This window comes from Shewanella sp. 10N.286.52.A9, assembly GCF_041468985.1.
In the GTDB taxonomy this organism is placed as follows: Bacteria; Pseudomonadota; Gammaproteobacteria; order Enterobacterales; family Shewanellaceae; genus Shewanella; species Shewanella japonica.
In genome coordinates, this window is sequence record NZ_JBFRJQ010000007.1 from 244,503 (window position 1) to 268,415 (window position 23,913).

At 36.7% G+C, this 23,913-nt stretch carries 20 protein-coding genes; 1 reads left to right on the top strand and 19 read right to left on the bottom strand.

Features of this window, described 5'->3' with window-relative positions; genetic code table 11:
* The first annotated feature begins 237 nt into the window (after positions 1-237).
* Positions 238-1,416, top strand: a complete 1,179-nt coding sequence (locus AB4128_RS07165; protein ID WP_372037330.1) for an Arm DNA-binding domain-containing protein — start codon at positions 238-240, stop codon at positions 1,414-1,416.
* A 102-nt stretch (positions 1,417-1,518) separates the two neighbouring features.
* On the opposite strand, the gene galU is transcribed toward AB4128_RS07165, so the two are convergent.
* The 19 genes from galU to AB4128_RS07260 form a co-directional block, all read right to left on the bottom strand.
* Positions 1,519-2,397: a UTP--glucose-1-phosphate uridylyltransferase GalU gene (gene galU / locus AB4128_RS07170; RefSeq protein WP_372037331.1), complete on the bottom strand. Its 879-nt coding sequence runs from the start codon at positions 2,395-2,397 to the stop codon at positions 1,519-1,521.
* Between the two features lie 45 nt (positions 2,398-2,442).
* Positions 2,443-4,374 carry a nucleoside-diphosphate sugar epimerase/dehydratase gene (locus AB4128_RS07175; RefSeq protein ID WP_372037332.1) on the bottom strand — a complete coding sequence of 644 codons (1,932 nt, stop codon included), beginning with the start codon at positions 4,372-4,374 and terminating at the stop codon, positions 2,443-2,445.
* Between the two features lie 318 nt (positions 4,375-4,692).
* Positions 4,693-5,859 carry a nucleotide sugar dehydrogenase gene (locus AB4128_RS07180; protein WP_372037333.1) on the bottom strand — a complete coding sequence of 389 codons (1,167 nt, stop codon included), beginning with the start codon at positions 5,857-5,859 and terminating at the stop codon, positions 4,693-4,695.
* A gap of 34 nt (positions 5,860-5,893) precedes the next feature.
* A complete protein-coding gene (locus AB4128_RS07185; RefSeq protein WP_372037334.1) occupies positions 5,894-6,448 on the bottom strand; it encodes a sugar transferase in 555 nt (184 codons plus the stop codon).
* Positions 6,449-6,459: 11 nt separating this feature from the next.
* Positions 6,460-7,368 (bottom strand): NAD-dependent epimerase/dehydratase family protein, encoded by a 909-nt coding sequence (locus AB4128_RS07190; RefSeq protein ID WP_372037335.1) that lies wholly within the window; start codon positions 7,366-7,368, stop codon positions 6,460-6,462.
* Positions 7,365-8,576, bottom strand: coding sequence for a glycosyltransferase family 4 protein (locus AB4128_RS07195; protein WP_372037336.1), 1,212 nt, complete (start codon positions 8,574-8,576; stop codon positions 7,365-7,367). The genes AB4128_RS07190 and AB4128_RS07195 overlap by 4 nt, the downstream gene beginning before the upstream one ends.
* Position 8,577: 1 nt before the next feature.
* Positions 8,578-9,708 carry a non-hydrolyzing UDP-N-acetylglucosamine 2-epimerase gene (gene wecB / locus AB4128_RS07200; protein WP_372037337.1) on the bottom strand — a complete coding sequence of 377 codons (1,131 nt, stop codon included), beginning with the start codon at positions 9,706-9,708 and terminating at the stop codon, positions 8,578-8,580.
* A gap of 3 nt (positions 9,709-9,711) precedes the next feature.
* Positions 9,712-10,821, bottom strand: coding sequence for a UDP-2-acetamido-2,6-beta-L-arabino-hexul-4-ose reductase (wbjC, locus tag AB4128_RS07205; RefSeq protein ID WP_372037338.1), 1,110 nt, complete (start codon positions 10,819-10,821; stop codon positions 9,712-9,714).
* Positions 10,822-11,859 carry a polysaccharide biosynthesis protein gene (locus AB4128_RS07210; protein WP_372037339.1) on the bottom strand — a complete coding sequence of 346 codons (1,038 nt, stop codon included), beginning with the start codon at positions 11,857-11,859 and terminating at the stop codon, positions 10,822-10,824.
* 1 nt (position 11,860) lies between these two features.
* Positions 11,861-12,733 (bottom strand): glycosyltransferase family 2 protein, encoded by an 873-nt coding sequence (locus AB4128_RS07215; RefSeq protein ID WP_372037340.1) that lies wholly within the window; start codon positions 12,731-12,733, stop codon positions 11,861-11,863.
* The gene (locus tag AB4128_RS07220; RefSeq protein WP_372037341.1) at positions 12,688-13,818 is read right to left on the bottom strand and encodes a glycosyltransferase; all 1,131 of its coding nucleotides are present in this window, start codon (positions 13,816-13,818) and stop codon (positions 12,688-12,690) included. Before AB4128_RS07220 ends, AB4128_RS07215 begins: the two co-directional genes overlap by 46 nt.
* A 6-nt stretch (positions 13,819-13,824) precedes the next feature.
* A complete protein-coding gene (locus AB4128_RS07225; protein WP_372037342.1) occupies positions 13,825-15,141 on the bottom strand; it encodes a hypothetical protein in 1,317 nt (438 codons plus the stop codon).
* Between the two features lie 4 nt (positions 15,142-15,145).
* Positions 15,146-16,279 (bottom strand): O-antigen ligase family protein, encoded by a 1,134-nt coding sequence (locus AB4128_RS07230; RefSeq protein WP_372037343.1) that lies wholly within the window; start codon positions 16,277-16,279, stop codon positions 15,146-15,148.
* Positions 16,280-16,292: 13 nt separating this feature from the next.
* Positions 16,293-16,850: a dTDP-4-dehydrorhamnose 3,5-epimerase gene (rfbC, locus tag AB4128_RS07235; RefSeq protein ID WP_372037344.1), complete on the bottom strand. Its 558-nt coding sequence runs from the start codon at positions 16,848-16,850 to the stop codon at positions 16,293-16,295.
* Between the two features lie 4 nt (positions 16,851-16,854).
* Complete coding sequence (gene rfbD / locus AB4128_RS07240; protein WP_372037345.1) at positions 16,855-17,736, bottom strand: dTDP-4-dehydrorhamnose reductase; 882 nt, start codon at positions 17,734-17,736, stop codon at positions 16,855-16,857.
* Positions 17,724-18,623 carry a glucose-1-phosphate thymidylyltransferase RfbA gene (rfbA, locus tag AB4128_RS07245; protein ID WP_372037346.1) on the bottom strand — a complete coding sequence of 300 codons (900 nt, stop codon included), beginning with the start codon at positions 18,621-18,623 and terminating at the stop codon, positions 17,724-17,726. The genes rfbD and rfbA overlap by 13 nt, the downstream gene beginning before the upstream one ends.
* Positions 18,623-19,720: a dTDP-glucose 4,6-dehydratase gene (gene rfbB / locus AB4128_RS07250; RefSeq protein WP_372037347.1), complete on the bottom strand. Its 1,098-nt coding sequence runs from the start codon at positions 19,718-19,720 to the stop codon at positions 18,623-18,625. The genes rfbA and rfbB overlap by 1 nt, the downstream gene beginning before the upstream one ends.
* A gap of 218 nt (positions 19,721-19,938) precedes the next feature.
* Positions 19,939-20,910 carry a Wzz/FepE/Etk N-terminal domain-containing protein gene (locus AB4128_RS07255; protein WP_372037348.1) on the bottom strand — a complete coding sequence of 324 codons (972 nt, stop codon included), beginning with the start codon at positions 20,908-20,910 and terminating at the stop codon, positions 19,939-19,941.
* A 145-nt stretch (positions 20,911-21,055) separates the two neighbouring features.
* Complete coding sequence (locus AB4128_RS07260) at positions 21,056-23,815, bottom strand: SLBB domain-containing protein (protein ID WP_372037349.1); 2,760 nt, start codon at positions 23,813-23,815, stop codon at positions 21,056-21,058.
* Positions 23,816-23,913 lie beyond the last annotated feature (98 nt).

A 23,913-nucleotide genomic window follows, 5' to 3' on the forward strand; every position in this document is an offset into this window, starting at 1 on the left:
TAAGAAGTAAGAGTAGAAGTTAGAAGTAGGCAGTAATAGGTTAACTTGCGGGTTTAAAAAGCCCTGTTAACCTAAAGAAACCTGAAAATGAAGCAGTTGGGGCAGAGTGGCGGCAACCACTCTACCCCGTACCGGCTGCGAGGACTATTAACACCACCCAGCCGATGGGCAAATTCTAACGAATTCCATTGGTAAGGAACAGATCTATTTAACGATCTAAAACCAATGGAGGCCGCTATGGCTCATATTCGCATACGTCCAAACGGGCGCATTCAGTTCGACATGCATCTTTATGGCTGCCGTTTTCGTGAAGGCACCAAACTGATGGCAACCCCTAAAAACCTCACACAAGCCAAAGCCATGCTCAAAAAAATGAATGCTGAGATTGATTTAGGCAGTTTTCAATATCGAGACTATTTTCCGAAAAGTAAAAAAGTCGCAAAATTTGAGCAATTACAGCGCGACAAACATCCCGACCGTGAATACCCCTTTTTCAATGACTTTGCCCATCAGTGGTTTGAGCGCAAAAATGGCACCTGGAAAAACAGTTATAAAAGCACCATGCGCAACACACTCGATAAATACCTTATCCCTGAATTTGGTAACACCTTAGTCAATGAACTCAGCTTGTCGCAAATTGATTATTTTCGACAAGAATTGATGGAAATAATGAAAGACTGTGATACACGCCAATTATCAAATCGCCGTATTAATTTCTTACTTTGGCCTGTAATTGCCATCATTAGCCTGGCTGCCGAGGAATTTAAATTTGAATACCCCTTAAGACGCTACAAAGCGCTCAAGGAAGAAAAAGCAGAGTCATACCCGATGACAATTGAGGAAGTGCGTAAATTCTTAGATAAGGTACCACAAGACTGGAAAGATTATTTTATTATCCGATTTTGGACAGGCATACGCAGCTGCGAGATACACGGCCTTGAATGGCAGCATATTGATTTTGAACACCGTTTAATTCGTATCCGTCAGAACTGGGTAAATGGTGAAGTGTGTGATGTTAAAACGCCTAAATCACGCCGCAACTTAAAGATGTGCGATACTATCTATGAAGCCTTTAAGCGTATTAAAGATTCGAGTGAAACGGGATATCCACCCTATTCTGACTTTGTGTTTACCGGAAAATCCGGTGCGCCACTGGATACCCATTATGTCAGTAAAGCTTTATGGTATCCCACATTAATCAAAGCAGGACTTAAACGCAGACGCGCTTACGAGACGCGTCATACAGCAGCAGTGCTTCATATCGCCGCCCTTGAGAATCCACTGTATATTTCTCAAATGCTTGGTCACAGCGATACCCGCTTATTGTTTGACGTATATGCCCCTTATGTAGCCAATGCATCGCGTACTGATGGAAATGCATTTGATACGCTGATGCGCAGTGAAGGTTTTTCGTAAAAGGCTTGGGCTTTAAAATTCCTATTTTATAATTTTGTCTCTAAAAGAATAAAACCAACTCATTATGAATTGGTTTTATTGGTGATGCGAAAGTAATCTAATCTAGAGTATGCTTTTAATTACTTTTGCAAAATCGGCACCGAGTTTTTTATCACGTAAACCATATTCAACAAATGCTTTCATATAACCTAACTTATCACCACAATCGTGTGATTTACCGGTCATGTTAAACGCTTCAACTGTGTCTTGCTCAATCAGCATATCAATCGAGTCTGTCAGCTGAATTTCACCACCTGCACCTGCTGGCGTTTTAGCTAACAAATTCCAGATTTTTTCAGATAGAACATAACGGCCAACAACCGCTAAGTTTGACGGCGCACTACCAATAGCTGGTTTTTCTACCATAGCTTTGATTTTAGCCGAATCACCAGGGGCGATTTCTTCACCATTACAATCTGCGATACCGTATTTATTCACTTCATGGTCTGGTACAGGGGCAACCATAATCTGGCTAGCAAAGCTAGTATGATAGCGCGCCATCATCGCGGCTAAATTTTCAGTTTTTTGGTTTGCGGTATACTCATCTAAAATTACATCAGGCAGTACTACGGCAAAAGGGTTATTACCGATACAAGGTTTTGCACACAATACCGCATGCCCTAGTCCTTTTGCCTCACCTTGACGAACACTGATAACAGAAACGTCTTTAGGGCAAATAGATTGAACTTCTTCTAAAAGTTGACGTTTAACACGCTTTTCAAGGGTTGATTCCAGCTCGTAAGATTTATCAAAGTGGTTTTCAATGGCATTTTTACTGGCGTGAGTAACCAGTACAATTTCTTTAACGCCAGCAGCAACACACTCATTAACGATATACTGAATAAGTGGCTTATCTACGATAGGCAGCATTTCTTTTGGAATCGCTTTAGTTGCCGGAAGCATTCTTGTACCAAGACCAGCTACGGGAATAACAACTTTCATGAATCAATCATCCTTATAAAATCTGATAGTTAGATATTTTCAAAATTAAGCTAAATTGATGATATTTGTGTGTGCTTGTGTATTCTTTTCAGTTTGCAGAAATAATAAATCACAAATACCATCAGTAGGCGCAAAACCTGTGGGAGTTTTTAACAAAATATCGCGAATAGTTTCGTGGTCAAAAGCATGACAAGCTATATCTAAACGCTCGAGTATTTTAGAATACTCGGCCCATGAAAGGTGAACCTCATTAGCAGTCATAATTCTTTCGTGCTCGGTACCCGTGACATCATCACCAATAAGCAATTCTTCATAGAGTTTTTCACCCGGGCGTAATCCACTATATTCAATGGCTATTTCGCCTTCGGGGTTAAACTCATCACGGACATCAAAACCGCTCAGTCGGATCATCTTACTGGCTAAATCGATAATTTTGACTGACTTACCCATATCGAGTACAAAAACATCACCGCCTTTACCCATAGCGCCTGCCTGAATAACAAGCTGCGATGCTTCAGGTATTGTCATAAAGAAACGGGTGATTTCTGGATGAGTCACAGTAACTGGGCCGCCATTAGCAATTTGGGTTCTAAATAGTGGTACGACAGAGCCTGATGAACCCAATACATTACCAAATCGAACCATACAAAAACGAGTTTGATGCTTCTCTTTTGAAAAAGCTTGTAACACAAGTTCTGCCATACGCTTGGTTGTGCCCATCACATTCGTTGGACGTACCGCTTTATCCGTTGAGATTAAAACAAAAGTTTCAACTTTCGCTGCAATAGCTGCTCTTGCTGTATTTAATGTGCCAAAAACATTATTGCGAATTCCTTCGACAACATTGTGCTCAACAAGTGGAACATGCTTATAAGCCGCAGCGTGATATACAGTCTGAACACCAAAAGATTCCATAATCGCTTGGACACGATTCTCACGTTGAACCGAGCCCATCATCGGCAAAATGCGTACATTGAGGCCAAGCTCTTTTGCTGTTGCTGATAACTCTCTTTCAATGGCATAAAGAGAATATTCAGACAGTTCAAATAACACTAATTTTTTGGGTGATTGCTTTAAAATTTGACGACATAGTTCTGAGCCAATAGACCCACCTGCGCCAGTTACCATAACCACTTTACCTGTAATATTCGCAGTTAATAAATCTTGTCTAGGCGCTACTGAGTCACGACCTAATAAATCATCAATTTCAACTTCTTTAATATCACTATACAGTTTATTACCACTCACAAGGTCTGCCATAGCTGGTATGGTTAATACCTGAGTTGACAGTGACTCTAAACGCTCGAGAATTTCTTTACGTTTAGCTCTGGTTGCACTGGGTATTGCAAGCAATACTTTTGTCGCTGCTTTTTGGCTGATGAGTTTACGTATAATTGAAGGAGAATGAACGTGAACGCCTTGTATTACGCTGCCGTGCAGTGCTTCATCATCATCGACAAAAGCATAAGGATAATATTCATGACTTAATACCAAAGAATTCAGTAACTGCCTACCACTGACCCCTGCGCCATAAATAATAACCGGCTCACCGTCGCGTTTAACCCCTGAGCCAACTAAAGAACGAACAAGAGCACGAGAGCCCCCAACAAAAACCAAAGCAAATGCGGCATAAATGATAGGAACAGTTCGAGGTAAACTCGCATCGGTAAAATAAGATACAAACACTAAGGTGACTGTTGAAGCCACAACGCCCAGTAAAATAGCCGTCAATGCTTGTAAACTCATATAACGCAGCACGGCGCGATATAAACCGAGCTTAGCAAAGGCTAATATGCTGAAAGGAAAAATTGAAGCGAGTAAAGCCCAGTAGTGTTTATTAAGCAGCACACTAACATCATCAACTCTGACTAATAGCGCTGCCCAAAAAGCAAAACCTAGAAAAACAGTATCAATTGCGATACTCACTAAACGTTTCTGACTACGCTCTAAACGAAACAAACTTTGCAAAAAATCCATTTTCCGCTCCATAAACTTAAAAATCATAGTGTATTACTTCTTTTAATACGAACACTCTGCCAAAAATCAACTTAATGATAACCTCAGCACTGCGAGTTTTAATTCTTGCCATTATATGTGACAGAGAATAAGAACACGATAAAAAGCTCTAAATTTGTAGACTACGCGAGGATTGAAAAGTTTTCAAAAAGGCGATGAGACACTTTTTATCGCCTTATTTTAATATTGAGACAGAAATTAAAAGCGCTAATGATTATAAATCAACAACCTAGCGCTAAAATCATAATAGATAGTCATATTCAGCCGACATAAAGAATATTAATCAGAACCGAATAAATCGCGAGTGTACACTTTATCCGCAACATCACGAATTTCATCAACCATACGGTTTGATACAATCACATCACAACTCGCTTTAAACTGTTCAAGAGATTTAATGACTTTAGAGTGGAAGAACTCATCTTCTTCTAAAACAGGTTCATAAACAACCACTTCAATGCCTTTTGCTTTTAAGCGCTTCATGATCCCCTGAACACTCGATGCTCTAAAATTGTCAGAATCCGACTTCATTATTAGACGATAAATACCTACGCGATTAGGGTTACGCTTTAAAATTGATTCTGCCACAAAGTCTTTACGGGTTTTATTAGATTCAACAATCGCACTAATGATGTTGTTAGGTACATCTGCATAGTTAGCCCGCAATTGTTTCGTGTCTTTAGGCAAGCAATAACCACCATAACCAAATGAAGGATTATTATAATGGTTACCGATACGAGGGTCTAAACCAACCCCTTCGATTAACTGGCGAGCATTTAGACCATGCGATTCAGCGTAAGAATCAAGCTCGTTGAAGTAGGCAACCCTTAAGGCAAGGTAAGTATTAGAAAATAACTTTACCGCTTCAGCTTCAGTTGAGTCAGTAAACAATACTTCTATGTTTTCTTTTACTGCACCTTCCACTAATAAGTTAGCAAAGACTGTAGCTCTCTCTGAACGCTCACCAACGATAATACGTGATGGGTGCAAGTTATCATATAAAGCTCGGCCTTCACGCAAAAATTCTGGTGAAAATATTAAGTTATCACAACCCAACTCTTCTTTTATACGCGCTGTATAACCAACTGGGACTGTGGATTTAATAACCATTATCGCATTAGGATTAATTTCCATGACATCTTTTATTACCGCCTCTACAGATGATGTGTTGAAATAATTAGTTTCAGCATCGTAATCTGTAGGGGTAGAGATAATTACATATTCGGCATCTGTATATGCAACTTTTTTATCAAGAGTAGCTTTGAAGTTAAGCGATTTATTAGCTAAGAAGTCTTCAATTTCAACATCAACAATTGGCGCTTTTTTTTCATTGAGCATTTCTACTTTTTCAGGAATTATATCGACCGCAACAATTTCATGGTTTTGCGCCAGAAGCATTGCGTTAGATAAGCCTACATAACCGGTTCCAGCGACTGCAATTTTCATACTGTGTATCCAATTTAATCTGTTAAATTATATATTATTTAGGCTTTACCGCATCACCACTGCCACTACCAGTGACAGTCATAATGATGTACTTAAAGTAATTTGTAATAGTTAAAGAGTCGATCATCTGTTTATCTGTGTTTGCTAATAACGCTGGAGTAGACATATCAATGTTTTGAACTTGAGCTAAACCCGTAACACCTGGTAGAACATCATAAACACTTAACGCATCACGCTCTTTAATCAGTTCTTCTTGGTTAAAAAGGTTCGGTCTAGGACCTACTAAGCTCATTTCACCCTTCAAAACATTAATTAACTGAGGCAGTTCATCAATCTTTGTTTTACGTAAAAAACTTCCAAGTTGAGTGATAGACGCGTTACTCGCTAAATGACTTGCTACAGATTTAGTTTCAACTGACATTGTTCGAAACTTGATCAGTTTAAACTGCTTTTTATTTTTACCTACACGAGTCTGAATAAAGATAGGTGAGCCCGTATCAAACAAGCCTATAATTGTCACAATAAGTAATATCGGCCACAAAAATAATAAACCAAAGAAAGCTGCCAAAAAATCAATCAATCTAATCATATAAAAATACTCTATTTTTCTTGTTTAAGGAAAGCCATTGACTCTTCCATAGTATAAGGCGGTGTCCAATCTAATACTTCTTTCAAGTTTGATGAATCAACTTCAAGATTACCGACCAGTTGGTCAACCATTTCAGCTTTCCCAAGCATTTTACCGGCAAGTCTCATTAGGCTCACAGGCACTGGTAACTGTATCAAGCTTGTACCAAGCCCTTTAGCTATTGCATTAGTAAAAACGCTGATAGAAACCGTTTCACTCTCAGAAGCTAAAAATGTATGATTCGCTGCATTTGGATGTTTTGCGCATGTAACTAACAAATCAGCAAGATTCTTCACTGAAATAAAGTCACGTCTGTTTTTCGTTAGAGCAAATGGCAAAAGCGGAGTTTTGCTAACTAGTCTTGTCAATGAACCAAAGTTTCCTGGAGCATTAGTTCCATACACTAGTGTTGGTCTTACAATAACTAACTCCATTCCTGTTTCTTCAGAAATTGTCTTTAAACCGAGTTCTGCATTAAGTTTTGATTTAGCGTAAGCATTATGGGGACTTAGTTGTGATTTAATTGAAAAAGGTGTACTGGTAGTTGAAGTACCATTGACACCAATCGAGCTAACAAAAACAAAACGACTAACTCCGGCTTTGGCCGCTTCACTGGCAAAGTGCAGTGTGCCGTTAACATTAACCGATTGATAATCTTCATCTGTAAAGGAATGAGAGTGAGCTAGACCGGCTAAGTGAATTATAGAATCGATATCATCAAACGCTCCTTGCCAACGAGTATGCTTATCCAATGCTTTTATGATATGTACAGGATGATATTGGTGTTTTTCACCTTCTCTAACTACCTGCATTTTTATCTGGCAATGATTTGAAACTTGCCGACCAACAAAACCTGTACCACCTGTTAATAAAATATTCATTTCACTATTGTTGCTCTAACAACCCTTTCTATTTTAGTTAATGCTTGCTCCTCAGAAAAATTATCCATCAATAGCTTTCTAGGCTGCATTTGAGGTCCGACTTTCTCCAATAGGCTTTTTGTTACAGAATCGAGTTGTTGTGCTAACTGTTCGGGACTTTCTACATCGCAAGTCCAACCTATTTTATATTCCGATATCAATGTGAATAGCTCTGAATCTCTATCTCCTACATACAAAATAGGTTTGTTAGCAGCCATAGAAAAATATGCTTTACTCGGTACACCTAAGCCAAGCATATTTTTTGATAATGTTACCAGCGATACATCGCAAGCGTTTAAACCAATATGATTTTTTTCCAAATCTAAACGACCATAAAAATGAGCCTTTACAAAGCCACTATCTTTATTAATTCGCTCTACAATCTTCTGCACCTTAGAAGCTTCTGAACCACAACCCATAAATAAAAATCTAGCTTGTTTATGCTTAGACAATTGAATAGCCTTTAAAAGGTTATCCATTCCTTGCAATCGACCCATATTGCCAAAAAATTGATAAACGATTTCTTTCTGCCAATTTAGCGCAGTAATAATCGCATTCTCTGATTTTTCTGAAGATTGAATTTTATCAGTTGAAGCCCAATTCGGTATGTAATGCGTGTTTTTTTTATTCCCGACTTTACTTTGCAGTAGCATTTGCATATCACGGCCTATACATATCATGTTATCAGGTGATGAATACATTTGTTTTGATAAATAAATAAGTATCCTATAAAGGTAACTACTCGAAGATATAACCTTTGCCGGCACCAAATTGTTTGGGAAAACATCGTGTACTAAAACCAACCATTGAAACTTATACCAAACTTTTAAAGCAGCTAAACAAGCCATGGTCACTATAGGGTTAGTTCCTGTAAAAAGGAGATCCGCTGTAGAGATCTCTTTTTTGATAACAGATAGAAAACTCATTGTTTGTTTAACTTGTCCGAACAGGCGTGATAATAAATTATTTTTATTGTGCTCAGCTAGGTTTACAAATCTTGTCTCGATATCATATTTTGAAGCAAATGCTAGTGAATGCTCGTTTTCAGGTGCAACGAGCAAGATATCATAATCCCCATTCAAATATTTGGTAATTTGCGACCAATAGTAGGCAGTAGAATTATGATTCTCCCCGATATACTCGGCAAGAATAATTATTTTTTTTTTCACTTTAATACTCTTTCCAAACTACCCGCTTAACATAGTCGGTATATGAATGAATAATTCTCACCATTTTATCGGATACATTCGGCATACTATAATCATAAACAGGGCGCAGTAGGCGCTCATCACCTGACGGTTGTGATTCCAATATCAGCAAAGCCTGCATTACACGTTCAACTTCAAGACCCACCATCATAACTGAAGCTTCTTCCATTCCTTCAGGACGTTCATGAGCTTCTCGCATGTTTAATGCAGGAAAGTTCATAATTGAAGATTCTTCGTTTATCGTCCCGCTATCCGAAAGTACAGCCTTTGCATTCTTTTGCAAATGGTTATAATCATGAAAACCTAGCGGTTTAAGTAACTGGATATTTTTATGAAACTCTACACCTTGAGCCTCAATACGATTTCGGGTACGTGGGTGTGTAGACACTATCACAGGTAAGTTATAATGCTCAGCAACCGCATTTAGAGTTTCTGCTAACTTAGCTAACTGTTTATGTGAATCAACATTTTCTTCTCTGTGTGCACTAACAACAAAAAATTGACCATTATTTAGCCCTAGACGTGAAACAACATCTGAAGCCTCAATTTGAGGCATATAATAATTTAAAACCTCAAACATTGGGCTACCGGTCTTAATAACGCGATCTGCCGGTAAACCTTCAGCGAGCAGATAATCTCGCGCTATTGAACTATAGGTTAAATTTATATCTGCGGTATGATCAACTATACGTCGATTCGTTTCTTCAGGTACTCGTTGGTCAAAACAGCGATTACCCGCTTCCATATGGAAAATAGGTACTTTACGGCGTTTTGCAGGGATTGCAGAAAGGCAAGAGTTTGTATCTCCGAGCACTAACATAGCATCAGGTTGAATCTCTTCTAACGCTTGATCTACCTTAATGATAACTTGACCGATTGTCTCAGCGGCATTCTTACCTGCAGCATTCAGAAAATAGTCTGGCTTTCTAACACCTAAATCATTAAAAAATACTTCATTTAATTCAAAATCATAATTCTGCCCAGTATGGACTAATATGTGCTCACAATGAACATCGAGTTTAGCTAAAACGCGAGAAAGTCGGATAATCTCAGGGCGCGTACCGACCACTGACATAACTTTTAATTTTTTCATTTCTTATACCTTAAAATTTACAGTATCAGGCTTTTCTCTATCAAATACCTCATTTGCCCAAAGCATTACTACTAACTCATTATCACCAATATTTGTCACATCATGTGACCAACCAGGAGCAGTTTCAACAATGCGAGACTCTTCGCCAGTTACAATCAACTCATAGGGTTCACCTGTTGTGATATGCCTAAATTTAAATGATGCTTTACCATTGATAACCAGAAATTTTTCTGTTTTTGTGTGGTGGTAGTGACCGCCACGGGTGATCCCAGGGTGAGCAGTAAAAAATGAAAATTGACCAGAATTTTTAGTTTTAAGCATTTCTACAAAAGTCCCACGCTCATCACTATGACGAGTAACATCATATGCAAATTGCTCAGGAGCTAGATAGCTAACATAAGTAGAATACAGCGCGCGAACAAAGCCATTCCCGACTTCTGCAGAAACCATGCTTTGGCGACTTTCTTTAAATTCAGTAAGTAACGATGCAACTTGCCCAACCGTAGTTTTATATACAGGTTCGACATATTGATATTGATCATTTGTTTGAGCAGAATCTGATAGCAGCGCAATAAATGACTGACAAACATCATCAATGTAAACTAAATTGAGTTCAGCTTCAGGGTTATTAATCGTAATAGGCAAATCATTAAGCGTGTTATAGCAGAAAGTAGCAACAGCAGAATTGTAGTTAGGACGACACCATTTACCAAATACATTTGGCAAACGGTATATATAAGCAAGAGCACCTGTTTGTTTTTTATATTCAGCAACAGCTTGCTCTGCACCTGCTTTACTCACACCATAAGCATTATCTAATTCAGCTTGAATTGAGGACGTAAGTACAATAGGTGTATTTCGCTTATTTTCAATTAAAGTATCGATGATTTGTTGAGTTAAATCAATATTCCCTTTTTTAAATTCATCATCATTTTTAGGGCGATTAATACCCGCTAGGTGATATATGAAGTCAGCAGATTTAACTTTATTAGAAATGCTCGCTTCGTCATCATCAAGAGTAATTTTTACAATATTAGCAAAGCCCGCCTCTTGCAAAAAAACGGATAAATTTTGACCAATAAAACCAGCGGCACCTGTTACTAAAATATTCATTTAGACACCTTCTGGAACAAAAATATTACCAGCCTCAATTTCACGCATAAAATCAAGTTTACGCAACAATTCTTTCATTCCTTCAACATCTAAGCGTTCAGTGTTGTGTGAATTATAATCTTCTACAATAGATAAATCTTTGTCACCTTCCTCTGTAAATTGTGCATAATTCAAATCGCGGTTATCGGCGGGAATTCGGTAATAATAGCCTTGGTCTTTTGCTACAAACATCTCCTCACGACTACATAAAGCTTCAAACAATTTTTCACCGTGTCGAGTTCCAATAATATTCACTTTGTGCTCAGGTTTACCAATCATTTCAAGAATAGCTTGAGTCAACACTTCAATTGTTGCGGCAGGTGCTTTCTGAACAAAAATATCGCCATTTTCACCATGCTCAAATGCATGAAGCACAAGATCAACAGCATCATCTAATGTCATCATGAAGCGTGTCATTGAAGGATCTGTTAAGGTTATCGGAGTATCTTCGATAACCTGACGTATAAACAGTGGTATAACTGAACCACGAGAAGCCATTACATTGCCATAACGAGTTCCTGAAATTACAGTGTTTGTACCTTCCAAGTTACGACTCTTTGCGACAATTACTTTTTCCATCATCGCTTTAGATATGCCCATAGCATTAATTGGATATACAGCTTTATCTGTACTTAAACAAACAACTCGGCTAACACCGTGGAAAATTGCAGACTCTAATATATTGTCGGTGCCTAACACATTTGTTTTAACAGCTTCCAGTGGATAAAACTCACACGAAGGAACTTGCTTTAAAGCAGCTGCATGAAAAACATAATCTACACCGCGCATGGCGGTAGAAATACTTTGAGAATCACGTACGTCTCCGATATAAAACTTTAACTTATCATTATTATACTTTTTTCTCATATCATCTTGTTTTTTCTCGTCTCGAGAAAAAATTCGTATTTCTTTGATATTGGAATTAAGAAATCTTCTCAAGACTGCATTACCAAATGAGCCTGTACCACCAGTGATAAGTAATATTTTATCTGTAAACATATTATTTCCTGAATTTATTATTCCAAAAATATTTTCTATAATTCTGGAATGCAAGTTTGTTTAAAAGGTAATTATTTTTGCTTGGGATTTTTTTTGTTGAAACACTTTCTAAGTGCAAAACTTCTAGTGCTGGCTTATACAAAATCAAACCGCCAGTGTTATATACCTGCTGTGAGAAAAATGCTTCTTCCCCATATAAAAAAAGAGGGTAACTTAAACTTTTGTTTCTTTTAAAAAAATTCGGAGTCAAAATATAAATAGCTCCAATACCAATAAAAATAGGCCTTTCCTCCAAGTCTTTTTGTATTGAACTATCGATACCAAGTCCCAAAGACCGCCAAATTTTAAGCATCAATTTGCCAAAAAAATAATTAGAATAATAAAATTCATACATCATCATACGTAATTTTGAAGGTTTGTCAGCCATTGAAGGGTTTTGATAAATCGAATTTATAGTTTTAACGGATGGTGCTATCGCAAACACATTTTCATCAACACAACATTTAGAAAGGTTATCAAAAAATACCGAGTCGAAAATTAAGTCATTATTGCAGACAATGGTAAGAGAGTCATTTTCTTGATTTAACAAGCCAAGACCAACATTCAAAGCAGGAAAATAACCAATATTTTGTTCCAATTTAATCAATTGAACACATGATGTGGAATTACTTTTTTCAACTCCGTCTAACATCTCAATTTCTGTACAACTTGAATTGTTGTCAACAACAACAATATTACAATACGTAAAAAAATCACCTATAGACTCTTCTATTGAAGAAATCATTTCTAAAGTTTCTTTAGATGTACCATAATTTACTGTTACTATATTTAACACTTGAGACTCTTTAAAACTGTTTTCATTTGGGTTTCCCACGTATATTTCTCCAAACATATATTCGCAATTTCTATTTTTTTAGTCATAAAGTCATTAATTTTATACCACAAAATAATTTTCTCTATGTCAAAATTTTGTTCATCTGCTGACACATCATAAACACAGTCCAACGTTTCTAATGAATAATCTTTGTGCGATTTAACAACAGGTAATCCGAAAGATAAATATTCTTTTGATTTCAATGAATTATTTGATTCATTACCTACTCTGTGTCGTCCTAAAGAATCAATACCTATATTTGCCAATAAAATTTGTTTTCGTAAATCATCACCTTGCAATTCACCACAAAAAGTAACAAAGCTGTTTAATTGAAGTGTTGCGACTAGTTTTTTTAAGGAGTTTAACTCGGGACCATCACCAACAATATACACATGTATAGGTGTATAGCGAGATAACTTTGTATAACTTGAAAGTGATAAAATCAATCTGTCATACCCATGCCAACTATGCAAAGAAGCGACACACACAAAATTAATTACCTTTAAAGTTAAAGTTGTACTTTGCTCAATAGCAACTATATTACTTTTAACATTATCAGCAGAAACGGCATTCGATATTTGTAAAGTGTCTATACCAAAAATATCATCTTCTACAGCTGTAAAAGTAACACATTTATCAATGTATTTACTCAACCTTTTACGATAAAACTTGTCTATAAGTAATTTCAAATTACTAGTCAAACCGAGTTTTTTATATTCATAATCATAAGGATATGTTGGTACCTCAATAATTATTTTAACGCCTATAGATTTTAATTTTTGTGTAAACACTATAAAACTAGGTGAACTAAAGTGCGTATACCGAATATAGACGACATCAATACTTTTCAATTTGACAAAATCAAATAAAGAAGAAAAGCAATACCTGAACAACCACCGTCTCAATAATAAATCACCTTCAAATAATTTAACCCCATTGACATTTCGAAATTCAAAAGAGTTATCTGTTGACGCAAAATAAAATTCATTAACTAGAGGTTTAACTGCGTCACATTGCGATATGATTTTTTTTCCGATACCACTACCTGGAGACATCACATCATTAACAAGAAACAAAAATTTCATCAAGTATCACTTAGCCGAGGCTGTATTGGTATTAAAACTAATAAATTCAGACTTTATCAATCTAAAGTTAAAAATATTCAAGTGAACATTAAGTACACTTTTATTTCTAAAAAAATAATTACAAATAGTTAAACTAAAAAATTCAACTAAAAAATACGATATTACAGCACCAAGAATAGAAAAATTAAGAACCATAACGGGTGCGACAAATATACAAAACAATGCGACAAAGATTGTTTTCTTTAATAAATATCTTTCACCATCCATAGCTGCTATGTACCTATTCTGTAAAAAACCAAGAGTAGAAACCAAAGTTCCACAGCAAAACAAAAAAAGATATCTACTTTCAACAACATACTCCGAGCCGAATGTATAGTAGATAATTTCATAAGAAAAAATGTTAATAAATATTAATATTGGCAATGAAACAGTAATTAAACAAAAATATAAAAAAGAAAGCGCTGTATCACTTTTTTTACTCACTACTTTTGTGAGTAAAGAAGTACCAATAGATAAAGGGATAAAGGTCCAAGCAGTAGAGAGAGCTAATAAGGCAGAATATGTGCCCAATGCAGAAAAACCTGAAATTTCTTTTAATGAAAAGTCTATACTCTTACTATAAACAACAATTAGTAAACCAGTTAAAACATACGGAAAATACTTGACCTTTAGAACTTTGCTAAACTTATATTTTTTTACATTTTCCTCCTGAGAACATATACTTTCAGCAGTTAGCCTCTTACTTTCCCTAATAGACTTGTAGTGTTTAAGTGTAAATATTATCAAGCCCTCTAACAAAAATGGAATGATAAAAAAGTAAACATTTAAATCAGATAAAACAAAAAGCACCCTTAACAGCATTGAACCTGTTTTAACATACATAGAGATTGTAGCGTTATACTGGGATCTTAATGTACCATTAAAATAGTATTGATATACATCCATTGCGACAAAAACATTTGACAAGCAAACACAAAGAATAATCCAAAACTCATTTTCATCAACGGTATAGAAAAGAAATACACTAATAAAAAAACAGCAAATAATATAATTAGTAAAACGAAAAACTGTGTTATCAAGCAATAATAGGATGGCCTTAATTGGTTTTTGTGATGCATAATTAAAAACATAATAACTAGCCCCCCACTGTGATACTACAGTACAAAGAATGGATAAGGTAATGCCATAACTAATCAACCCTAAATTAGATGGTCCTAAATACCTCGCAACTAAAGCTGTAACAAATAGCCCCCCCAACAAGAGATACAGCTTTTCAATGATCAACCAAAGGCTATTTAGTAAGAACTTATTTTTCAAAAGCATATAATTAGGGCCTACTTTTCATTAGTAAATTCCCAACAGTCAAGACAATAAAACCATAAACAAATACATTATTATTCCCCGGTAAGCTACCTGATGACAACGAATTAATAAGTGCCATAACAAACAGATATGAAAAGACATTCCTAAAGTCAAGTTGTCTAAAAACTAAAACAAGAAATACAAGAAATACAAGAAAACCTAAAATGCCAAAATTAACAAGTAGCTCTAGAAAAATATTATGAGGATACCAAATTTCGTCTACTCCTAGAGTTAATATTCCAAACGAAGAGTTCCCATACCCAAACCAGTTTGCACTAATTAACTCAATAGCTTGTGTATATAACGAAAACCGTTCCAATACTGAATAAGCATTAAAGCTGAACATAGCCTTCAGAGACAAAAATAAACCGTACACAATAAAGGGCGAAAACAATAATACAAAAACAACAAAATACGCCCTATAACAACTATAAACCAACATAGCTACAGCAAAAAACATTGCAACCACTGGTGCCCTAGAACCAGTGTAATACAATAGAACAAAACCGGAAATTACTGCTAGTATTTGTATCACAGGTAATTTTTTATAGTGTAAGATATAAAATATCATCATAAATATGTAGTCAGTCAAAAAACGACTAAACCAAATCTGATTATCCATTCCTATTGGGATGACTGAATAACCTACTACATGTGTCAAACCTGCAACATAGAGTAATAAAAAAAATAAGACTGCTAGTGCACTAAAATAGGAAAGACTTCTTACAACCCTTTTATAATCACATTCTAAGAATTTAAAGTTAAGCAAATAAATTATAAAAACTGGAATACAGACTAAATAAACAAACGAATAAAACTCAATATAACTAGCAATATTTGAAGCAGAGAACACAGTGTAATATAGCAATATCATTAATACTAAAACATTATAACAAAATAGCTTTTTACGCCTAAAACCCAAATAAAAATTATTATTCAAAAAGGCTATTAAAAATAACAACAAAAAACAAATAGCATATGAAAAAAATCTAGCAGGCAGAGGAAGATCGAGCAAGCCAATAACACAAGTGAATATTGAAGGAGTGATTAGAAGCATAGACAAAACAAAACTTCTATCAAGTTTTAAGAATCGAATCATAAATTCCAGTCTATTATTTTAATAAATCTGAATTTAAATAGGCGTTAAAACTAACTGGATCTCTATCCTTTTTTGATAAAACAGGTTCAAACTCCATAGGCCAAGCTATATCTAAATCCTTATCATTCCACGCTATTGAAATTTCAGATTGTGGCATGTAATAGTTAGTACACTTATAAACAAACTCAGATTCATCACTAATCACATAAAAACCATGTGCAAAACCCTCTGGTATCCAAAGCTGTCTTTTGTTCTCTGCTGAAAGATATTCACCAACCCATTTCCCAAGCGTAGGTGAGTCTTTTCGAATATCAACAGCCACATCAAAAACCTCGCCAGATATAACTCGAACTAATTTACCTTGAGTATTTTTAGTCTGGTAATGCAATCCGCGCAAGATTCCTTTCTTTGATTTTGAATGGTTATCTTGCACAAATGACGTAGGTTTACCTGTCACAAATTCTTCAAATCGTTTTTGATTCCAGGTTTCCATAAAGAAACCTCGCTCATCTCCAAAAACCGATGGTTCAATAATTTTGACATCGGGAATGCAAGTATCAATCACTTTCATGCTCTTATCCTGTATACGCTTGTATGTTTTTTAGGGCAGCTTGCCAATCACTAGCTTCTATTGAAAATGCATCTGTAATTTTTTTGGTATTTAGGCAAGAGTTACTTGGTCGTTTCGCTGGTGTTGGGTATTGCTCAGTTGTTATGCTAGTTAAACTTGGTTTGGCAAGAACAACCCCCTGCTCTGCTGCAATATTGAAAATATCCGAGGCAAAGTCGTACCAGCTCATATGCGGTAAGCCTGAAAAATGATAAACACCATAATCAATCGCATTACCTTGTTTTATTCGCTTAGCAATTTGAATTAACGCTTCAGCAATGTCACCAGCGTAAGTTGGTCCACCAAATTGATCACCTACAATATTCAATGCATCACGAGTTGCACCTAGTCGCAGCATGGTTTTAACAAAGTTATTACCATGCTCACTAAAGACCCAGGAAGTACGAAGGATAATGTGTTTATCACACGCTTGTGCTACAGCGATTTCGCCTGCGAGCTTACTTTTACCATAAACCCCTTGCGGGTTAGTTGTGTCATTTTCTGAATACAAACCAACTTTATTACCTTCAAAGACATAATCAGTTGATATATGCAGTATTGCAGCCCCAACAACTTGCGCAGCTTGAGCTAGATAACTTGGTCCATCACAATTAATCGCATACGAAAGCTCAACTTCCTCTTCTGCTTTATCAACCGCAGTATGCGCAGCAGCATTAATAATGATCGTAGGTTTAAACTCGGAAACAGCTGTATCAACAGCTTCTTGATTAGTAATATCAAGGCTAGCTCTCTCAAGCGCTAGTACTTCTGTATTAGCATCTTTAGCTAATTGCTCAGTAAGTCTACTACCTACTTGTCCATGACATCCTGTAATTAGTACACGCATTTGTTCATAGCCTTCTTCTGGTTTTCACTTACTAAACGAGTTAAATACTGGCCATATTCATTCTTCATCATCGGCTTGGCAAGTGTTAACACTTGCTCATCACTCAACCAACCATTACGCCAGGCAATTTCTTCTAAACAGGCTACCTTTAAGCCTTGAACATTTTCAATGGTTTGAACAAAAGAAGAAGCTTCATGAAGGCTTTCATGAGTGCCTGTATCTAACCAAGCGAAGCCACGACCTAATAATTCGACATTCAATATGCCATCATTAAGGTACATTTCATTTAAAGTTGTAATTTCAAGTTCACCACGATGAGAAGGTTTAACTTGTTTTGCCATTTCAACAACACGATTGTCGTAGAAATAAAGACCAGTAACCGCGTAGTTTGATCTTGGTGTCTCAGGTTTCTCTTCGATAGATACCGCTTTCATATTTTTATCGAACTCAACCACACCAAAACGCTCGGGGTCTTTCACTTGGTAACCAAAAACAGTTGCGCCAGACTCACGTGAAGCAGCTTTTTTAAGTGTATTTGAAAAAGACTGACCATAGAAGATGTTATCGCCAAGTACTAAACAAACGCTGTCATCACCAATAAACTTTTCGCCAATAATAAAGGCTTGCGCTAAACCATCGGGACTTGGTTGAATAGCGTATTCAAGGCTAATACCAAAATCTGAGCCATCGCCTAATAAGCGCTTAAAGCTCTCATTATCTTCAGGAGTTGTTATAATTAAAATATCTTTGATGCCAGCCAACATTAAAGTAGAAATAGGGTAAAACACCATCGGCTTGTCATAGATTGGAAGTAGTTGCTTTGATACACCACGGGTTAGTGGGTATAAACGAGTTCCACTGCCACCGGCTAATACAATCCCTTTCATTATGCTTTTCCTTTTATAGCCAAAGATTCTACGCCTAGACGCTCACGCTGATAACTACCATCTTGTACATGCTGACACCATTCTTGATTCGATAAATACCATTCAATTGTTTTTTTAAGACCTGTTTCAAATGTTTCAACTGGTGTCCAACCGAGTTCACGCTGCATCTTACTTGAATCAATCGCATAGCGTCTGTCGTGACCTGGTCTATCGGTTACATAAGTAATCTGTTCGTTATATTGTGATTCCTTTGGAACTAAAGAGTCCAAAATTGAACAAATGGTTTGAACGACTTCTAAGTTCTGTTTCTCGTTATGGCCACCAATGTTATAGGTTTCGCCAACAACACCTTCTGTAACAACTTTATAAAGTGCAATAGCGTGGTCTTCAACATATAACCAATCGCGTATTTGGTCACCTTTACCGTAAATAGGTAATGGTTTTCCTTCTAATGCATTTAAAATAACTAATGGAATAAGCTTTTCTGGAAAATGATAAGGACCGTAGTTGTTCGAGCAGTTGGTTACGATAGTAGGTAATCCATAGGTACGCAACCATGAACGTACTAAGTGGTCACTTGATGCTTTAGATGCAGAATAAGGGCTACTTGGCGCGTAAGGCGTTGTTTCAGTGAATAAGGTCAACTCTTCTGCACTTTCTACCTCATCTGGATGAGGTAAGTCGCCATATACTTCATCAGTCGAGATATGATGAAAACGAAATACCTTTTTAGCTTCATCTGATAATTCGTTCCAATATGCACGAGTTGCTTCGAGCAGGGTATAAGTGCCCACAATATTGGTTTGAATAAAGTCTGACGGGCCTGTGATTGAACGGTCTACATGAGACTCGGCAGCAAGGTGCATCACAGCATCTGGTTTGTGTTGTTTAAAAACTCGTTCAAGCTCTACTGCATCACAAATATCAACTTGTTCAAATGAATATCGCTCGTCATTTTCAACACTAATTAATGATTCTAGATTGCCTGCGTAAGTTAATTTATCAACATTTATTACGCTATCTTGAGTGTTTTTGATAATATGACGAACAACTGCAGAGCCAATAAAGCCTGCACCACCGGTGACAAGAATTTTCATTTTTACTACCAAATTTGTTGGATTTAACCACAATAACTGGTTATCTTTGAGTGATAAATACTGAAGGGTTACACTTTTCAATCTCAGCCTTTAAAACCAAGCTGAGACACTTTTTATTCATTTTGAGACAGCAACATTGCCGCTACCCCTTATAAAACCTCGGTTTCACTGTTTTCTTTCAAACAGTCCCAATAGGCTCTTTCTTTTATGTATCTTTATTAATCTTCTTTTCTTACAAAATGTCTGATTAATACAATCATTATCGCTAACATAGCACCCAACATGGTACCCAATACGCAAATCAATACGCGTTTAGGACCAGTTTTTTCTTCAGGCACTAGTGCCGGGTCAATGGTTTTAAATACATATTCTTCACGAACTTCAGCAAACATGATGGTTTTAGTTTGCTCTTCGATTAACTGGTATAAAATAGTACGAATATCAGCAACATTAGTTTGAGAAATTTGATTTTCTAAAAATGCTGTACTTCGCTGAGCTTCTGCAACATCTCGTTGCTTCATCTCTAAATTAATATCTTCTACTAACCACTTAACCCATTGCTGGGCAATGGTAGGAGACAAATGCTCAACAGAAACTTTTACCATTCCCGTTTCTTTATCTGTGTTGATTGTAAGTAGCTGACTGAATTCTTTATACGCTTCTTGCATTGAAGGTTCTGGTTTAAATGGCGCTTTAACTTCTCTTACCCACTTATTAGCAATGGAATCAAAGAGTTCAACATCATATGTAATTGAGTTATCTACCATATTCCAAGAGTCAACGGCCATTAGTTCAGGAAGAATATTGTGCTTTTGAATAAACTCACTAGTAAACTTTCGCGACTTAGCCACCTCAATAGCCATTTGAGTTTTATCAACTCCGCCACCGCCACCAAGATTTATACCAGCCATACTAGCAAGGCCACCAAATTGTCCAGCAAGAGCTGATAAACCACCTCCTTGCTCTGTATCAGCAGGCGATAATAGCGCTTCAGACTTATAGGTATTTGGTTGACTCAACGCAAACACAACAGAACCAATAGCAAATACAGTCGTAACAGCAATAATCAGCCACTTGCCTTGCCAAATAACGCTAAAAAGCTCTCTTAAATCAATTTCATCGTCGTTATTACTTTGTTGATTAACATTGAAATTTGCATCTGAATAATTCTGCGGAATCTGTTTTGTCATCTTGTTTAAATAATAAAAGTAGAATCTACTTATATTACCTTTCCCTCAACTTACTTTTATTAAAAGTTAAAACCCAAATAAAGTAGTAAAATAGTTACCTTATTTGGGCTGCATATATTATTATATTTCCAAAAGTATTCGGTCGTTATAAACCAGATATTGTGGCCACAGCTACAGCAGTGTTGTAAATAATTTGAGTGACTTGAGTCCAAAGCGTAAGATTATCTTTGTATTCTGTATCGAGTGGAACAATAACGGTATCGCCAGCAGAAATTGCAGCGGTTTTACTAAACCAGAAGTTCTGTTCAGGTAACATAACGGAACCATCAGCTTTAATGATATAAGTTCTATCGTCATCCCCGCGCTCACGAGCTCCGCCAGACATAGCTAAGTACTGATTTAATGTCATACCTTCTTTAAATCTATGTGTTGCCGGATGCTGCACTTCTCCCATAACAGAGACAATCTGTTTTACTGTCGGTACATAAAGCACATCTTTATCTTCTAATTGTAAATCAGCTTGTTCAATACCGACTTGAATAGCATTTAAATCAACAACTAAACGACCGAGAGCTTGGATATTTTCAAGATCAGTTAGCATCAACTGCGCTTCAGAATAATTAACTACAGTGCCGTCTTTTGAAACACCACGAGTTGCAATATCACGACGTAGTTGATCAGCTAACTTCTTTATTTCTAGTTGTTCTTGTTTTCTTACTGATTCACGCACAAAAACTGAAGCTTGGGGAAATGCATAATCAGTAAAGCCGCCAGCACGTTTCATCACATCAGCTAATGTTTCGCCACGGCGAATGTTGTACACACCGGGGAATCTCACTTCACCTCGAATTTCAACAGATTTTCGCTCTTGCCACTCAGGAGTTGTTAGCACAACCAGCATATCTCTGCCTTCAAGTGCTAGGTTATCTTCTGCGACTCCATTAATAGCGTTGCCAACATTAATATGTAAATGCTGTATATCTGAAATGCTAGTATCCGTTTCTGTACGGGTTAATTCAGCACGTGCCGTATAAGCGCCTTCAACTAACCCCCCTGCAGAAGTAATTAAATCACTGACTCTGCCGCCAACACTTAAAGGATAAATACCAGAATGCTTCACTTTACCAGTAACGGCTATAACGTTAACTTTTTCTGATACACCACTTTGCAAAGATAACTTGGTAATTATTGGGAATAATAACTCTTCACGACTTAATGAAGAGCTGAGTTTAATAAGATCTCTGTCTTCAAATAAATTTGACAACATTTTTGAGACTTCGTCTCCGACAAGCTTCTCTTCCTCGTCTAATTCAGCAACAGCTCCCGGCATAACCACACCACCAATGTCAGTTTTACCTAACACTGAAGATTGCTTATTAACATTCATTGATTTGAAGCCAGCTTTAAATAAATCAGACCCAATTAAGGAATCACTACTTAATTGTTTGATTTTTTTTGCACGATTCAATACCAATTTATTTAATTCATATCGATTAACAGAAGAGTCATCATGGTTAAACACAATCACTTTATCTCTAGCATTTAAGGCGATATTCTGTGTTACATCTTGTTGAGCAATTGCTTTACCAGGGGAGAACTGGTGAACTTCGATTCTGCCAAATTTATCAACTTCGCGAATCACAAGTCCATAATTCAAATCTGCTGAGATCGCTAAATCTCCCCAAATGGTTGGAATTAAATCATTAATCTTTTGTCCTTGGAACCATTGATACTTTCCTGGCCTTACAACAGCACCAACTAAAGTAATTGCATCTTCATACTGGGTAGATGCACTTTTAACTCTTATAAAGTCACCCGGTTTAGCTTGTTTTTGCTTTGCTTTTTCTGACGTCAAATCAACATTAACAATGGTTTTTAATCCATTTTGATTATAACGCTCAATACTGCTTCTTCTAGGATATGCACCAGGATTAACCCCTGCAGCCATTTTGATAACGTCATTAATGGTTTCATTTGACTTAATTTCGTATACCGCAGGTCTTCTTATCTCGCCAGTAACGCTTACGCGACCTCCAACAGAAGGAATAAATACAACGTCACCAGAACGAAGGTTAATATCTTTTGATGCATCGCCATTTAGCAGTAAGTCATATAAGTCAAATGAGGCAATCAACTTACCTTTACGTTTAACTTGGATATTTCTTAAACTACCAATTTCATTGACACCGCCAGCAACGAACAAAGCCTGAGTAATAGTAGACAAACTTGATACCGTATATGCTCCAGGTTTGTATGCATCACCAGCAATAAAGATACGAATTGAACGAAGCTCGCCCATGGTGATGTTAGACTCAATACCAATCATCTGCTTGCTAATTCGCTCACTTAGATACTCGCGTAATTCGACAAAGGTTAATCCGACGACTGATATAGGACCTAACTCAGGAAATTGGATCGTCCCATCACGCCCAATAGTCAGTGTATATTCACGGTTATCTTTTCCGTAGAGTTGAACATTAACTGTATCTCCAGGACCTACTAGATAATCACTCGGAACAGGAACATCAGACACAGGAGAAAAAGTCATTGGCTCGCCAGCAAACATGTCATAACCAAAAAAAGCTAATTCAGCTTTTTTACTATCTTGCTCGAAATCTAATTCAGACTCAGTGCGTTTTTTCTCTTCACTTTCAGATAAATCTCTATTAGCACCACGTTCTGGCATTTGCGTTGATTCAGTAAATTGGCTTGAACCGCCAGTTTGGCCACTTAATACTGAAGTATCTATGCCATATTGTTTTGCAAGTCGTTGCTGTTCTGATGCGGGTAATGATTTAAATTGTTCAATCATTTGTGGAGACGGAGTCACCGCTTGTGTAGGTAAACTGAATAGTATTACAGCGCTCACTGCGGCAATGGCTAAACTTTTAGCTTTTTGAAACACCTTATAAATCTCCAAGTTAAGACGAACAATTTATCTTCAAACATACTATATTTAAGACCCGCTACCGACCCACGTGGTGGCCAGAGGCCTTCGGCTTT

What these genes read in the sequence shown, in the direction of transcription:
- AB4128_RS07230 (WP_372037343.1), bottom strand. Translation starts at nt 16,279, where the DNA reads ATGATTCGATTCTTAAAACTTGATAGAAGTTTTGTTTTGTCTATGCTT.
- AB4128_RS07180 (WP_372037333.1), bottom strand. Translation starts at nt 5,859, where the DNA reads ATGAAAATTGCAGTCGCTGGAACCGGTTATGTAGGCTTATCTAACGCA.
- wecB (WP_372037337.1), bottom strand. Translation starts at nt 9,708, where the DNA reads ATGAAAAAATTAAAAGTTATGTCAGTGGTCGGTACGCGCCCTGAGATT.
- rfbD (WP_372037345.1), bottom strand. Translation starts at nt 17,736, where the DNA reads ATGCGTGTACTAATTACAGGATGTCATGGACAAGTAGGTAGTAGACTT.
- AB4128_RS07210 (WP_372037339.1), bottom strand. Translation starts at nt 11,859, where the DNA reads ATGTTTACAGATAAAATATTACTTATCACTGGTGGTACAGGCTCATTT.
- AB4128_RS07255 (WP_372037348.1), bottom strand. Translation starts at nt 20,910, where the DNA reads ATGACAAAACAGATTCCGCAGAATTATTCAGATGCAAATTTCAATGTT.
- galU (WP_372037331.1), bottom strand. Translation starts at nt 2,397, where the DNA reads ATGAAAGTTGTTATTCCCGTAGCTGGTCTTGGTACAAGAATGCTTCCG.
- AB4128_RS07175 (WP_372037332.1), bottom strand. Translation starts at nt 4,374, where the DNA reads ATGGATTTTTTGCAAAGTTTGTTTCGTTTAGAGCGTAGTCAGAAACGT.
- AB4128_RS07225 (WP_372037342.1), bottom strand. Translation starts at nt 15,141, where the DNA reads ATGCTTTTGAAAAATAAGTTCTTACTAAATAGCCTTTGGTTGATCATT.
- rfbA (WP_372037346.1), bottom strand. Translation starts at nt 18,623, where the DNA reads ATGAAAGGGATTGTATTAGCCGGTGGCAGTGGAACTCGTTTATACCCA.
- rfbB (WP_372037347.1), bottom strand. Translation starts at nt 19,720, where the DNA reads ATGAAAATTCTTGTCACCGGTGGTGCAGGCTTTATTGGCTCTGCAGTT.
- wbjC (WP_372037338.1), bottom strand. Translation starts at nt 10,821, where the DNA reads ATGAATATTTTAGTAACAGGTGCCGCTGGTTTTATTGGTCAAAATTTA.
- AB4128_RS07190 (WP_372037335.1), bottom strand. Translation starts at nt 7,368, where the DNA reads ATGAATATTTTATTAACAGGTGGTACAGGTTTTGTTGGTCGGCAAGTT.
- AB4128_RS07165 (WP_372037330.1), top strand. Translation starts at nt 238, where the DNA reads ATGGCTCATATTCGCATACGTCCAAACGGGCGCATTCAGTTCGACATG.
- AB4128_RS07185 (WP_372037334.1), bottom strand. Translation starts at nt 6,448, where the DNA reads ATGATTAGATTGATTGATTTTTTGGCAGCTTTCTTTGGTTTATTATTT.
- AB4128_RS07220 (WP_372037341.1), bottom strand. Translation starts at nt 13,818, where the DNA reads ATGAAATTTTTGTTTCTTGTTAATGATGTGATGTCTCCAGGTAGTGGT.
- rfbC (WP_372037344.1), bottom strand. Translation starts at nt 16,850, where the DNA reads ATGAAAGTGATTGATACTTGCATTCCCGATGTCAAAATTATTGAACCA.